Raw genomic sequence first — 14,818 nt, 5'->3', positions numbered from 1 at the left:
TAACCATGATGAAAAGAGCCCTTTTACTTAGTTTTTTATTTCTTATCCAGATCAGTTTTTCAACTGCGCAGTCTGCCTATCAGCTTACACCTTTTACCGGGGTAGATTATGTAAGGGTAGTGGTAAGCAGTGCATTTAAAACTGCTCCGGACAATACTTTTAAACTGCTCATCAGCTCGCCTAAAGATGGTAAGGTACTTTGGCAGGGGCCTGTTAAGGCTACAACAGCTGTAAATGAAGGCAATAACCACCTGGCCTTTACTGTAAGCAATTTAAAGCCGGTTTTATGGACACCCCATAACCCTTTTTTATATAATGTTACTTTGCAGCAATACAGTGGCAAAACCTTAAAAGCTGAGTTGAAGGAACGTGCAGGTTTCAGAAGTTTTGAGCGTCGCAAAGGCAACCTGTATCTGAACGGCAAGCCCATCTTTTTGAGGGGTATAGCCATTAATCCACCGGGCAGGGGAATTCCTGATGAACTGGAAACCAGCAGGGCTTTTGCGCTCGATTACGTGAAGTATATGAAAAGCATCAATGTCAACATCATCCGTATCCCGGATGAAGAAGCCTGGTTTGATGTCTGCGATGAATTGGGTATGATGGTGTTTGGCGGAAACTACAGCGGTAAGGTCGCGGCCGGCGAAAAGGTGAAAGACCAGGAAAAAGTGGGCGATGAAACCGACGGTGGTTTTCCTAAAGACTATGACAAAGGTGTAGCCTGGTACGAAAATGAAAAATTGGGTGTCATTGCGCATCATCCGAGTTTAATGGTGTATGCCATGACCAATGAAACACCTTTTAAGGGCAGCAGGGCTGATGCCTGGGAGAAATTTTTGGATTATGCTTTTGGCAAACTTAAAAAATGGGATGAAACCCGTGTATACATTGCCAATGCCGGCTATGGATATGGTAAAACAGGTGATATCCTGGACATTCACCGGTACTGGGGCTGGTATTACAGTTCACCCTTTACCTTTTTGCACATCCGCGACCATGCCAAAATTGTCCCTTATCCTAAAAAGGAAGATATGCCCATTACGTTTACAGAATGCGTGGGCAATTATACAGGGCCCGATGGACGGTACAACCTGACACCTCAGCATAAAAACCCAAGTTCGCAGCTGGCCTGGACAGGGCATGAGCGCCAGGATCTGCAGGCGCAGCTGGCCGATGAACACCAGAGCTTTACTTTAAGGCAGGCAACAGAGTCTTTCCGGCAGCTCCGGTCTGTAAATCCAGACCTGAGCGGAGTATTCCCTTTCACTATCCTTTTTTACAACTGGAATACCATTGAAAAGTTTGCCGATATGAAACCCAAGCCGGTTACCGATCAGGTCAAGATCAGCTACCAGCCGGTATTGCTGAGCTGGGAATGCTGGACACCTAATGTGTATGCCGGTGCAGAAATTAACCCTGTTGCACACATCAGCAATGACGACAATGATTTTAAAGACCTTAAAAATGCAAAGCTGGTTTACCAGATCAGGGACAAAGCCTATACCATTGTATTTTCTGATAGTGTGAACATCGGGGATATCCCTTATTACAGTACGGCTAAAAAGAAACTCAGCATCCGGCTTCCTAAAGACCTTAGTTCTGGAAAATATGAATTGACCGGTAAAATTATCTCTGCAGGCAAACAGGTATCCCACAATTATTATAAGCTTTTTATAGCCGACGATAATTTTACAAAAGCTGTGGTACCCATTGAGAGCGTTGAGAGCAGTGTATTGCTGTATGATAAAGAAGGAAAGACCAGGAAATCTTTAGCTGCTTTGGGACTGAAATTTAACAACATCGGTTCCTTTGGCAAACTGCCTGAAAAGGGGGTGCTGATCATCGGCGAAAATGCCGCCGATCAGGAACTGGCAGGTAATGCAACAGCCATCCGGAATTTTATAAATGGCGGGGGCAGGGTAGTTGCTTTGCGGCAGGACAGCCTGCGGATGATCAACTTAAACCAGCTGGCCATCCATAAACTGGTAAACAGGAATGTAGATATTGATGATCCGGTATATCCTGTTTCCTCAAAATCGCCACGCAATGGGTATTACGTTAATGCAGAAAGACCGAACCATCCTTTATTTGCAGGTATTACCCGTGAAAACATGCGCATCTGGTCTGATTACACCAATTGGGACGAAACAAAGGCCGGGCTGCCTGCCATCAAGCCCGTTACGGATGGTTTTGTTTTGGAGAACAAAGAGGATGTGGCGAATACGGCTATCCTGGCCAATTACAGTTCTGGTTTACAGGGTATTGCCATTGCCGAACAGTTTATGGGCAATGGAAGCCTGCTGCTTTGTGGCCTGGACATTTCAAACCGGACCTCAGTAGATCCGGTAGCGGCAAGGATAATGCTCAATATGGTCAGTTATGCTGCTTCGGCTACTGGTCATGAACAACATCAGCTGATCAGTAGTCCGATTGTATGGGGAGAGTATGAAACGGAAAAAGGGATCGTGGTGGATGCTTACAGTGGGTTTCTGGTAAATGCAACCCCGCGTGTACCACCAAATTACCTGGGTAAAGGTATTGTGGTGACCAAAGAAGGGTACCAGCTGGCAGGCGGCAACCGTTCGGGCTTCAATACCCGTCCGGGTATACAATATGTGGCCAACGGCCGCCGTCCTTTCGGGCCGTATGTACAAAGCTTTGGCGGGCAGCCCCTGCCAGATAAAGATAGTACCGAAGGGGTTGGGAGTTTCTGGTGCCGCATTCCGCAAGGGCAGAACCTGGCTACATCTGTAGCATGGAACCCGGCCAAAGAACCAGTACAGCTTAAAATAAAAGTGAACGACCTGGCAGAAGTGAATAAAACCATTCCAGCAGGTGCTAAAATAGCCATTGAAACACCTGTAAATGCTGAGGTGGTAAAGATGACCTATTCGGGTGACCGCCGTGTGGTTATCCTTGAAACTGCATTTAGTAAAAAGAATTAATCCAATATCACAATGTATAAAAAATTATTAATCGTATTAATTTGTGCCAGCCCGCAATGGTTATGGGCACAGAAAAATGCTGCTGTACCTGACGGACTGGCGCAGCGTGCCTACGAGGTTACGGTACTTACGCGTATTGCCGATCCTGTACTGATTGCCTTAAGCAAAAACCAGCTTAAAAGTACCATGCCTGTAGAAGCCAAAGTGGCTAAAGACCGGGTGTACAGTACTTACCTGGAAGCTTTTGGCCGCCTGCTGGCAGGCATGTCACCCTGGCTTGAACTTGGGCCCGACAATACAGAAGAAGGTAAACTGCGTAAAAAATACATAGACCTGGCAGTTACCTGCATTAAAAATGCAACAGACCCGAAAGCAGCCGATTTTCTGAATTTCAAAGAGGGCCGTCAGCCCTTGGTAGATGCTGCATTTTTTGCGCAGGCCCTTATCCGCGCACCTAAACAGTTATGGGCTAATCTGGACTCGCAAACACGTAAAAACGTACTGGATGCTTTAAGGTCGAGCCGGATAATCCAACCTTCTTATACCAACTGGCTAATGTTTAGCGCTACTGTAGAAGCTGCCTTGCAGAAATACGACAATTCGGGTGATAAAATGCGCCTGGATTATGCTATTAAAGAACACCTGCTCTGGTATAAAGGAGATGGGGTATATGGCGATGGTCCTAATTTTCACTGGGATTATTACAACAGTTTTGTGATCCAGCCCATGCTGGTGGATGTACTTAAAGTACTTAAGGAAACCAAGCAGGATCCCAAAAACTATTATGAGCTGATCCTGGGGCGCGCGCAGCGCTGGGCAGCCATACAGGAACGCCTGATCTCGCCTGAAGGTACTTATCCGCCGATAGGCAGGTCATTAACCTACCGTTTTGGCGCCTTTCAGGCACTTGCCCAGATGTCGCTCATGAAAACCTTACCAAAACCGCTAACACCCGGGCAGGTACGCTATGCACTTTATACGGTGATTAAAAAACAGATTGAGGCGCCGGGAACATTCGATAAGGATGGCTGGTTAAGAATAGGACTTTACGGGCACCAGCCCAACCTGGGCGAGAACTACATCTCTACAGGCAGCCTTTATTTATGTTCACAGGGATTGCTTGCCCTGGGTTTGCCACCAGCTGATCCTTACTGGCAGGATGCCAATGCCGACTGGACCGCCCGCAAAGCGTGGAATGGCGAAATGATAGAAATAGACCATGCCTATACTGATCCAAAAGAAAATTAAACCGAATATAACCATGAAGACCACTAACAGCATTTTAATAACCGCACTTATTTTGGGTACAACTGCCGGTACCGGCATTGCCCAGAAATTAAACTATAAACCTAAGGCAGACCTGGTAAAACTAATCGACAGGAACCTGAAAGATGGTGCAGCCCAGTATAAAGTATTGATGAAAAATGTACCTGCCGATAGTTTACCTGAAACCTTTGAAAATAACAGATCAAAAAGTACTACGCCCAAAAGCTGGGTAAGTGGTTTTTACCCGGGTACTTTATTTTACCTGTATGAAGGTACAAAGGACAAGGCATTGTATGAGGCCGGCCTGGCCAAACTACCGATTATGGAACCTATAAAATACATCGATTCGCACGACATAGGATTTATGATGTATTGCAGTTTTGGCAATGCCAATCACATTAAGCCCAGCGCTGCATACAAGGACATCCTGCTAACCAGTGCCCAAAGCTTAAGTAAACGCTTTAACCCTATAGTAGGCTGCACCATGTCATGGGGATCAAAGCCGGGAGAATTCAGGGTGATCATCGACAATATGATGAACCTGGAACTGCTCATGTGGGCCACAAAAGTGAGCGGCGATTCTTCTTATGCAAAAATTGCCATCAGTCACGCCAATACCACCATGAAAAATCATTTCAGGCCAGATTATAGTTCTTATCACCTTGTAAACTACAATCCGGCAACAGGAGGTATCAATAAAAAGCAAACTGTTCAGGGCTATGCTGATGAGTCGGCCTGGGCAAGAGGGCAGGGCTGGGGTTTATATGGGTATACCATGATGTATCGTGAAACCAAAGACCCTAAGTATTTGGAACAGGCCAAACACATTGCTGAATTTATTTTGAACAATCCAAACTTACCAAAAGATAAAGTGCCTTATTGGGATTTTAGTGCACCTGATATCCCTAATGCTTATCGCGATGCTTCTGCAGGTGCCATTTATGCTTCAGCTTTAATTGAACTTGCCGGTTATGTGGATGCGGTAGCGGCAAAAAAATACCTTGATGTAGCGGAAACCATTATCCGTACCCTATCCAGCGATAGGTTTAAAGCTGCTTACGGAGAAAACGGGGGCTTTATTTTAAAGCACAGTGTGGGGCACCTGCCTAAGCCCGCCATGATAGATGTGCCGCTCACCTATGCCGATTATTATTTTGTAGAGGCCATGCTGCGCTATAAAGACCTGGGTAAAAAATGAGAGCTCTGGTTTTAAATCTATGCACCGTGTTGCTGGGGTTTTTTCTGTGTCTTTCTGTTCAGCCGGTAAAGGCACAGGTTAAACGTCAGATCCATGCCGACCTGAAATCGGTTGCCGGAAATAAAAGCACAGTATTTAATGAATGTATTGGTGCGGGAAGGGCAAACGAGGGCCTGCGGGCCGACTGGCAGCAGCAGCTAGCCATGATCCAGAAAGACGTACATTTTAAGTACATCCGTTTTCACGGCCTTTTGCACGATGACATGCGGATTTATAGCCTGGATAAAACCGGTAAGCCGGTTTATAATTTTCAATATGTAGACCGGTTATACGATTTTTTACTGAGCATCAACATCCGGCCTTTTGTCGAATTTGGCTTTATGCCGCCCGACATGGCATCGGGTACCAAAACCATTTTCTGGTGGAAAGCGAATGTGAGCAAACCTAAATCCTATACACAATGGGATACGCTGATTACCAAATTGGTGAAACATTGGCAGCAGCGTTATGGAGAAGAGGAAGTGAAAAAATGGTATTTTGAAGTATGGAACGAGCCTGACCTCAAGGGATTTTTTGATGGAACCCAGGCTGATTATTTCGAATTATATGCCCATACCGTTAAAGCAGTTAAAAGTGTTTCCAGGGCTTACCGTGTGGGTGGCCCTGCTACCTCGGCTACCAAGTGGATCGCTGAGTTTTTATCCTATTGTGAAAACAATAGATTACCTGTCGATTTTGTGAGTACACATGATTATGGTACAACTTCGGTACTGGACGAGATGGGAACCAAAAAACAACAACTGAAAAGCATCCGTGACACCATTGCCATTGATGTAAAGCGGGTAAGAGCCATCATTAATGCATCGGCCTATAAAAAAGCAGAGCTGCACTTTACAGAATGGAACACTTCTCCATCGTCCAGAGACCCGATCCACGATACTTATCAAAACGCGGCGTATATTTTACACGTATTAAAAAAGGCTGCTGCCAATAGCAATTCCATGTCGTACTGGACCTTTACTGATGTTTTTGAGGAAGCAGGCCCGGGCCCTACACCTTTTCATGGGGGGGTTGGACTGATCAATCTCCAGGATATCAAAAAACCGGGATATCATGCTTATCATTTCATGAAGGAGCTGGGTAATACAGAGCTGAAAAATGAGGATGAAAGCTCGTATGTCTGTAAATCTGAGCAAGGGGTACAGGCATTGATCTGGAATTACACCCATCCCTTAAATGGATACAGCTTTAACCAGGATTACTTTAATAAAGTACAGCCACCTGCAACCAACCATGATGTCCGGTTCAGTGTGGCCAATCTGAGGAATGGTACTTACCTGCTGGAAGAGTACAGGGTAGGTTACGGGCAAAATGATCCCTACACTGCTTACCTGAAAATGGGAAAGCCAGAACAATTAAGTAGGGCAGAAGTTAGCCGGTTAAAGCAGTTGTCGTCCGGAGCTGCATTCCGTAAAAGCACCATAACAGTAAGCGGTGGGAAATTTGAACAGCTTATCCGGCTTTCTGACAATGAAATCGTATTCCTGAAGCTGATCAGACACCTTTAACATGTATTTATGAACGATTAGACACGCACAAATCATTGGCTTAAAGACTAATATTGAACAAACAAACCAAATAAACAAACCAAATTAAACCAAAAGTGTATGAGCAAAACTATACTTCAGCAGCATAGCCATTTTTCCGGCATGCACTTATGCAGCTATCTTTTTTAAGAACACTGTCAATTTAAACCTCATTTATTAAAACATATTTATGTGTAATTACTACTTGAAAAGAAAAATAGTACGGTTACTTTTTTTACTGATCCCGGCTTTAACGCCGGCACTGGTTTTCTCTCAGACAGCTGCCGTAGACACAAGCCGCGTTTACCTGCTCAATAAAAGCCAGCAAAAAAGTAACCTGCTCCAATCAACTGCTACCGTATATAACGAACAGTTGATCACCACTCCCGCGCCCTCATTTCTACAGGCTTTGCCAGGCAGGTTGTCTGGGCTGTATACAAGGCAAAGAAGTGGGGTTCAGGCAACGGATGATCCCATATCGGTAGTTGATTTTAAGATCAGGGGCCAGATCCCTACGATCTTAATTGATGGTGTACCCAGGGATTTCAGTTCCATAGAACCCGAATCGATAGAGTCGGTCACCATCCTGAAGGATGCTTTGTCTACCGTTATGTTTGGTCAGCGTTCCTCAGGTAACATTATCCAGGTGATCACTAAAAGACCTGTAGCTACACCATTTAAATTGTCCTTTACTGCCCAGCATGGTCTGCAAAGCATGATCAATAAGTCTAGACCTGTTTCTGCTGCAGATTTTGCCATTCTTTACAATGAAGCCCGTAATAACGACGGACTGGCACCGGTTTACTCCGCTGCCGATATTCTGGCTTACCAGACCGGCTCTGATCCTTTATTTCATCCCAATAACGATTATAGTAAACTTTTCCTGAACAAAAATGCAGCATTAGACCGTTTTAACATCAACATCAACAGCGGAAATGAAACTGCCCGTTTTTATGTGGCCATGGATTACCAGCGGGAGGGCGGCTTTTTTAATACTGCAGATATCAATACGTACAATACCAATTCTGGTGTAGACCGCTATATTGTAAGGTCTAACGTGAGTATAGACCTCAATAAAAACCTGAACATTGGCCTGAATATTTTTGGCCGCATCCAGGATGCCAATCAGCCTGGTGGTACTACTTCCAGCATTTTTTCGGCCATAACTTATACCCCAAACAATGCCTACAGTATTTTTAATCCTGATGGTTCTTTGGGGGGCAACAGTACCTTTTCAAATAACATTTACGGCATGCTCAACAATTCGGGATATCGTAAATCAAGCGCAAGGGACCTGGCTGCTGATATGGAGGTTACACAAAAGCTAAGTGATCTGGTACCGGGTCTATGGGTTAAAGGAAATATTTCCTATAACAATACCGTGGTTACCTCGGTAGACAGGAGCAAAGATTTTCTGGTGTACAATTTGGATATTGGCAGTGGAACACCTGTTTACACACAAATAGGGACCAGCAGGGCCCAGTCGACCACCTTATCTATAGGTACGCGCCGTACTTACACATATGGTAAGTTAAGCCTGGGTTACGATAAAAGTTTTAACGGGCACAACCTGAGCCTGCTGGCTTTGGCTGATAACCAGTCGACCACCATTAACCTGGACCTGCCTGCCAGTTATACCAATATTGCCGGTAATGCCACCTATAACTTTAAAGAAAAATATTTTGCTGAAGCGGCATTGAGCTATGGCGGGCATAACCGCTTTAAACCGGGCAACAGGTTTGGCTTATTTTATGCCGCAGGCTTAGGCTGGAACCTGGCTAAAGAAGATTTTTTAAAGGATGTATCCTGGATCAGTATCCTTAAGCCACGTATCAATTATGGCCGCACGGGCAATGCAAATGTAGGCTACTATGTGTACGATCAATATTATGATTATGGTGCGTCAGCTGCGGCCTATTATTTTGGCTCAACACCAGCAGTTGCCAGGTATTACAGGGAACTGCCCCTGGCCAATCCAAATGCAACCTGGGAAAAAGCCAACAAATTAAATATAGGTTTAGACCTGGAACTATTTGCCAGTCGATTTAAAATTACCTCAGAGTATTTTAATGACAGCTATTCCGACCTAATGCAGAACAGGGGCAAAACGATCCAGCTGATCGGGCAAACGTACACTGCAGAAAATGTAGGCAAAAACAGGTATAGCGGCTTTGAGAACAGTGTTTCCTGGAATGGTAAATCGGCCTCCTTCGGTTATTTTGTTTCCGGAAACATTTCCATCCTGCAGTCTAAGGTGATTTATCAGGACGAGATTTTTCGCCAGTACGACTATCAAAAGCGTACCGGTTTACCCGTAGACCAGGTTTTTGGTTACCTGGCCGATGGCTTTTTCCAGTCGCAGGCCGATATCAATGCCAGCCCTGCGGTAGATGGTTATACCCCTGTACCGGGCGATATTAAATATAAGGACCTGAACGGGGACGGCGTCATCAACCAGTTTGATGAAACGGCATTGGGTACCCAAAAGCCAATGATCTATTATGGCCTGACTACCGGTTTTAATGTAAAAGGCTTTGATCTGAGTATTTCCATCCAGGGGGTGGCTAACCGGGACATTGTGTTTGCCAGCGGTTACAATTCGGTAGCCGATGCCAGGGAGTTTGATTTCCAGAACAGCGGCAATGCACAGGCATTTGAACAGCATTTAAACCGTTGGACCCCTGCCAATGCAGCCAATGCCACTTACCCAAGACTTTCTATCGGTACCAATACCAATAACCAGCGCGCCTCAAGTTTCTGGGTACAGTCTATGGCCTACCTGCGCCTGCAAAATGTAGATTTGGGCTATACCATACCGGCCAGTTTAACCAGCAGGATTAAACTGAACAGTGTGCGTGTTTTTGCAAATGCATTTAACGTATACTCTTTTGATAAACTAAACTATAGCGACCCGGAAGGTTACAACTCTATTTTTCCGCTCCGCAGAACGTTCAATATAGGCCTCAATGTTAAATTATAAATGCTAAGAACATGATAAATTATAAATATTCATTGTTTAGTCTGGCTTTTACAGCCCTGGTCTTTACCGCGTGTCAGAAACTGGAAGACCGGCCCCTGGAATTAATTACAGAAGAATACCTATGGGATTCCAAAGATTCGCTGGGTACCAATGCCAGTTATTTTTTAAACGATATTTATGCCGGCCTGCCCAATGGATACAACAGGATTGATGGTAATTTACTGGATGCAGCCAGTGATGATGCCGTTCCATCAGCCGACAATACGGCCATTTCCAGGTTCACCAATGGGGGCTATTCAGCACTGGTAAATGGTGATGATGCCTGGGGTAGTAATTACATCAGCATCAGGAAATGTAATCTTTTTGTACAGAACTTTCCCAAAGTGAACCTGAAAAAGTCTGATCCTGCCATATTTATACAGGGCCAGTACTGGAAGGCAGAAAACCGCTTTTTAAGGGCCATGTTTTATTATGAACTGATTAAACGTTATGGTGGGGTACCTTTGCTGGGCGACCGCGTACTGACCATTAACGATGACCTGAGGCTGCCACGCAATTCTTTTGACGATTGTGTAAACTATATTGTAAGTGAATGTGATGCCATTAGCGGCGATTTAAGACCTGACCCGATCCCTGCCGGAGATTACGGCAGGATCACAAGATCCATTGCTTTAACCTTAAAGGCTAAGGCATTGGTACTGGCAGCCAGCCCGCTGAATAACCCTGGAAATGACATCGGTAAATGGAGAAAAGCAAAAAATGCACTGGCTGATGTGATCAGGACGGGTGTATATAGCCTGGAAACTTCTTTTGCCAATGTTTTTCTTGTCCGTAAAAATAACGAGGTGATCCTGGCCTATCAAAGGGCGCTGACATTTGATGTGGAAACCAATAATGCACCTGTTGGCTATATTAATGGTACTACAACCAGCCGCGGGCGGACCAGTCCTACCCAGGAGCTTGTAGATGCATTTCCGACCAGAAAAGGTTTGCCGATTACAACTGACCTGAAATCGGGCTCCAATCCGACAGGTTATGATGCAAATGATCCTTATGCCAACCGCGACCTGCGCCTGGATTTAACGGTATTTCGGAATGGCTCACGCTGGTTAGGCCGTGAGGTCGAAACATTTAACGGCGGCAGGGACCGTCCGGGAAATTCAACTGTACAGACCAAAACGGGTTATTATATGCGTAAGTTCATGGCCGATTTTTCTAATGGAACAGCCTATTCCAACCAGACCCATAATTTCCCGATATTCCGCTATGCCGATATCCTGCTATTGTTTGCAGAAGCTAAAAACGAAGTGGATGGCCCGGGTACAGGTGCCGATTCGGTCTATACCTACCTGCGGGCCATCAGGGCAAGGGCCGGTATCCTGCTGGGTACAGCACCCAATACTTATGGCCTTACTGATGGCCTCAGGGCCGATCAGATGCGCGAACAAATCCGTAATGACCGGAGAGTGGAACTGGCATTTGAAGAACAGCGTTTCTGGGATTTAAGGCGCTGGAAAATTGCTGAACAGGTGTACAACAAACCTTTACATGGCATCCGTATTACCAAAACCGGAACCGCATTGAGCTACCAGGTAGAAACCTTGAGCATACCTTTCCAGTTTTTTGCACCAAGGATGTACAGGTATGCCATTCCGTACAGCGAAATTTCCAAAAATGTAAACCTAACACAAAATGAAGGATATCAATAATAATCCCGGAAGGGCTTATTAAAACTTAAATGATATAAGATTATGAAGAAATTAATACAAATGATCATCCTGCTCAACTGTTGTTTGCTGTCATTTATTGCAACTGCACAAACAACAATTCGTGGTACGGTTAAAGATAATGCAGGTGGTTTACCGGGGGTGAGCATACAGGAAAAAAATGGAAAGGGCAACGGGACCAGCACCAATGAGACAGGCGAGTTCCGGATTACCCTGAAAGGGAATTCCAATATTTTAGAGGTTACAGCCATAGGCTACCTGAAACAGGAAGTGAATGTGGCCGGCAAAACCACCGTAAACATTACACTGAAAGAAGACACCAAGGGCCTGGAAGAGGTGGTGGTAATTGGTTTTGGAACAGCCAAGAAAATAACAAATACAGGTGCCATCAGTACCATTTCGGCTGCTGATGTGCGCACTACACCCACGCCAAATATCCAGAATACGCTGGCAGGCCGTGCGCCGGGTTTTATTTCGCAGCAGCGCTCTGGCCAGCCCGGAAAAACCGGCGCCGATTTTTATATCCGGGGGGTCAACTCACTTTCGGGCGAGTCGCAGAAACCTTTGATCATCGTAGATGATGTAGAATATACTTACGATCAGGTGGCACAGTTAGATGTGAACGAAATTGAAACCTTTACCATCCTGAAGGATGCCTCTACTACTTCTGTATATGGAATCAAGGGCGCCAACGGTGTATTGGTGATCACTACAAGACGTGGCAAGATAGGTAAGCCAAAAGTATTTTTCAATACGGAATCTGGTTTGCAGTCTGCCGTACACAAACCAAATTTCCTGGACGCCTATACCGTTGCCAGCTTAAAAAACGAGGCCATCAGGAATGACGACAACGGCACACCGCCGGAGTTTACTGATGCAGACCTGGAGCACTGGCGTTTAAAAGACGACCCTTATGGACATCCGGATGTAGACTGGTACAATGCCGTGTTTAGAAACAATGCTTACCAGGTCCGCAATACCGTAGACATTTCCGGAGGCAGTGAAAAGATCAAATACTTTGTATCCGCCGGGCAGGTATTTCAGAACGGGGCCCTCAGAAACTTCAGCAAAGGTACGTATGAAGCCCCCGATAACAATTATGCTTATCAGCGCTATACCTTCCGGTCCAACCTGGATATGCAGGCCACTAAAGACCTGGTCTTACGTTTAGACGTAACCGGACGCACTGGTACCATTACAGAACCACATATTGCCACCTCGCCTTTAAGCACCGTATATAGCTTTCAGCGCCTTCCGCCTTATGCAGAGCCCTTACTTAACCCCGACGGGAGTTACCCCTGGGCATTTCGCTCAAGGAGTTCCTTCTATGAAACCAGTCTGATTGGCCGCTTGGCTTTACAGGGCTACGATAAAACCTACAGAAATGAGTTTAATGTACTCGTGAGTGCCGATCATAAGCTCGATTTTATTACCCAGGGTTTATCTGTACAGGCCAGGATTGCCTATTCAGGTGATGTGAGTTATGACAGAAAACTTTACCGCAACAACATCCCGGCCTTTTATTATAACCCGGTAAACAATACCTATACCATTCACAGCAATAACCTGTATCGTTTGGAGCCTTTAACCCTGGAGAGTTCTGCGGAAAATGCCATTACCAGGAAAACGCTGAATACGCTGGCCAAGATTAATTATAACCGGTCTTTCGGCAACCACAATATTGGGGGGCTGGTGCTTTATAATATAAATGATGTTACAAAAGGCAGTTACAATACAGATACCAATGTTAAACTGCTACAGGAGTATGCACCGGTAAGTTCCAACGGATTTTCATACAGGGCCAGTTATGATTATAAGCAGCGTTACCTGGTCGATTTTAGCGGGGCATATAACGGGACCAGCCAGTTTGTTGGAAAAAAAACCAAAGGTTTTTTCCCGGCAGTATCTGCAGGCTGGAACATTGCTGAAGAACCTTTTATGAAAAATAACTTTAAATTCATCGATCTCTTAAAATTAAGAGGTTCCTGGGGGATGACCGGGTCCGACATTACAAAGGGCAACAACTATAAAACAGAACAGATTTATGGAACGGGTCCAAACTATAATTTTGGTGAAAGTTCCAATACTTTTACCAGCATACAGGAAGGTAGTTTAGGAAATCTGGACATTACCTGGGAGAAATCCAAAAAAACAGATATCGGTTTGGATGCACAATTTTTTGGCGGAAAGCTAAGCTTAACGGCAGATTATTTCTATGATTACCGTTACGACCAGTTGTATATCAAAGAAGATGTGTTGAAGATTATCGGTGTCGACCTGCCCTATACCAATTCGGCCATTACCGAAAACAAAGGTTTTGACGGGCAGCTTGGGTTTCGTCATAAAACCGGTAACCTGAATTATTCGGCCAGCTTTACCTTCTCCAGGGCAAGAAACAAAGTGGTGTACCAGGGAGAGGCTGCACCAAGATATGCATACCTGGCAAAAACTGGCCTTCCAATAGGCCAGGGTTTTGGCTATAATGCCCTGGGCTTTTTCCAGACACAGGAAGAAGTTGATAATTATGCGCATGTTGCAAATGCCAAACCTGGAGATATCAAATATGAAGATGCCAATAATGACGGGTTAATTGATCAGGAAGATTACCGGGCCATTGGTAAACCTAATTTGCCACAAACCGTATTGGGTACAGCCTTAGGTGTAGAATACAAGGGCTTTAGCTTAAATGTATTTTTTCAGGGCAGTTTCGATTACAGTTATCGGATCGCAACGGCAGGGGTTATCCCTTTCCAGGGCAACCTGCAAAAATCTGCCCTGGGCAGGTGGACACCAGAAACCGCGGCAACAGCAACGTTTCCACGCTTAAGCAATGATCTTGCCGGGCCAAGCAGTCCTTCAAATGCCTCTTCTTTCTGGATGGTCGATGCCCATTACATCCGGTTAAAATCGGTCGATATCGGATATATGCTGCCCAAACAATGGACCAGTAAAGTCAAGATCAGTTCGGCCAGGATTTATGTAAGCGGTTATGACCTGTACACCTGGGCCAATTTTGATCTGTATTCACAGGATCCGGAAATCGCCAGCGGTGGCAGTGCCGGAACCTATCCTGTGCAAAAAGTAATTAACCTGGGCCTGCAAGTTGGATTTTAATA

At 45.2% G+C, this 14,818-nt stretch carries 7 protein-coding genes; all 7 read left to right on the top strand.

Annotated elements, in window-relative coordinates:
• Positions 1–5: 5 nt before the first annotated feature.
• Positions 6–2,945: a glycoside hydrolase family 2 TIM barrel-domain containing protein gene (locus HDC92_RS13100; protein WP_183875130.1), complete on the top strand. Its 2,940-nt coding sequence runs from the start codon at positions 6–8 to the stop codon at positions 2,943–2,945.
• 12 nt (positions 2,946–2,957) lie between these two features.
• A complete protein-coding gene (locus tag HDC92_RS13095; protein WP_183875128.1) occupies positions 2,958–4,193 on the top strand; it encodes a DUF2264 domain-containing protein in 1,236 nt (411 codons plus the stop codon).
• Positions 4,194–4,206: 13 nt separating this feature from the next.
• A complete protein-coding gene (locus HDC92_RS13090; RefSeq protein WP_255484525.1) occupies positions 4,207–5,409 on the top strand; it encodes a glycoside hydrolase family 88 protein in 1,203 nt (400 codons plus the stop codon).
• Positions 5,406–6,977 carry a GH39 family glycosyl hydrolase gene (locus HDC92_RS13085; RefSeq protein ID WP_183875124.1) on the top strand — a complete coding sequence of 524 codons (1,572 nt, stop codon included), beginning with the start codon at positions 5,406–5,408 and terminating at the stop codon, positions 6,975–6,977. Before HDC92_RS13090 ends, HDC92_RS13085 begins: the two co-directional genes overlap by 4 nt.
• A gap of 208 nt (positions 6,978–7,185) precedes the next feature.
• Entirely contained in the window at positions 7,186–9,975 is a 2,790-nt protein-coding gene (locus HDC92_RS13080; RefSeq protein ID WP_183875122.1) for a SusC/RagA family TonB-linked outer membrane protein, read from the top strand.
• A gap of 11 nt (positions 9,976–9,986) precedes the next feature.
• Positions 9,987–11,684 (top strand): RagB/SusD family nutrient uptake outer membrane protein, encoded by a 1,698-nt coding sequence (locus tag HDC92_RS13075; protein ID WP_183875120.1) that lies wholly within the window; start codon positions 9,987–9,989, stop codon positions 11,682–11,684.
• A 42-nt stretch (positions 11,685–11,726) separates the two neighbouring features.
• Positions 11,727–14,816 (top strand): SusC/RagA family TonB-linked outer membrane protein, encoded by a 3,090-nt coding sequence (locus HDC92_RS13070; RefSeq protein WP_183875118.1) that lies wholly within the window; start codon positions 11,727–11,729, stop codon positions 14,814–14,816.
• Positions 14,817–14,818: the final 2 nt, after the last annotated feature.

Origin of the sequence: Pedobacter sp. AK017 (assembly GCF_014200825.1) — a bacterium.
Taxonomy (GTDB): Bacteria; Bacteroidota; Bacteroidia; order Sphingobacteriales; family Sphingobacteriaceae; genus Pedobacter; species Pedobacter heparinus.
The sequence above is the reverse complement of the archived record's forward strand: the minus strand, read 5'-3'. Positions and strand labels throughout refer to the sequence as shown.

Coding starts and splice junctions, on each gene's coding strand:
- HDC92_RS13100 (WP_183875130.1), top strand. CDS start 6: ATGATGAAAAGAGCCCTTTTACTTAGTTTTTTATTTCTTATCCAGATC.
- HDC92_RS13095 (WP_183875128.1), top strand. CDS start 2,958: ATGTATAAAAAATTATTAATCGTATTAATTTGTGCCAGCCCGCAATGG.
- HDC92_RS13090 (WP_255484525.1), top strand. CDS start 4,207: ATGAAGACCACTAACAGCATTTTAATAACCGCACTTATTTTGGGTACA.
- HDC92_RS13085 (WP_183875124.1), top strand. CDS start 5,406: ATGAGAGCTCTGGTTTTAAATCTATGCACCGTGTTGCTGGGGTTTTTT.
- HDC92_RS13080 (WP_183875122.1), top strand. CDS start 7,186: ATGTGTAATTACTACTTGAAAAGAAAAATAGTACGGTTACTTTTTTTA.
- HDC92_RS13075 (WP_183875120.1), top strand. CDS start 9,987: ATGATAAATTATAAATATTCATTGTTTAGTCTGGCTTTTACAGCCCTG.
- HDC92_RS13070 (WP_183875118.1), top strand. CDS start 11,727: ATGAAGAAATTAATACAAATGATCATCCTGCTCAACTGTTGTTTGCTG.